The sequence below is a fragment of the Bradyrhizobium sp. 14AA genome, from assembly GCF_054185205.1.
The window spans coordinates 1-509 of record NZ_JAVAYM010000103.1 but is presented as its reverse complement, the minus strand read 5'-3'; the positions used below and the strand labels follow the sequence as shown (position 1 = coordinate 509).

Below are 509 nucleotides of genomic sequence, written 5' to 3'. Positions count from 1 at the left end.
TCGAATACAGAGACCCAGCATTTACTATTTAAATCCATTTATTGATAATTCAGATCCAACAAACCTACGTTTAGGTAATAATCGATTGCTATCTGAAAACTCCAACTCATTTGAATTTAGCATTAACAAATTACTCAAAAAGGGATTTTTTTCTCCATATCTATTCTATAGATTGTCAGATGGTTTAATTCAACCTATTAGAACAATTGAGGGAAATATTACTAAAACAATTTTCGAAAATATTAGAAAAATATCAAATGTAAGCATAGGGTAATCAATAGGATTTCCAATTGGAAAAAAAACAAATTTTAACTCATTCGGAAGTGTTTCTAATTATAGTTTGACCTCTCCATTTTCTGCAACCCAAAATGGTATAATAGGTAATGTTGGAGCAAATTTTTCATTCCGAATATCTACAAAGTTTAGCTTCGATGGGTATGCCACATACTCTTCTCCGAGAATCTATGTACAAGGTAAAGGAAATAAAAACTACTTTAATAGTTTTACTT

1 protein-coding gene is annotated in these 509 nt (G+C 29.7%); it reads left to right on the top strand.

Annotated elements, in window-relative coordinates; translation table 11 throughout:
- Nucleotides 1-274 (top strand): outer membrane beta-barrel protein (locus RAD15_RS43515; RefSeq protein WP_458184815.1); only part of this gene is annotated, 274 nt, incomplete at its 5' end.
- Nucleotides 275-509: the final 235 nt, after the last annotated feature.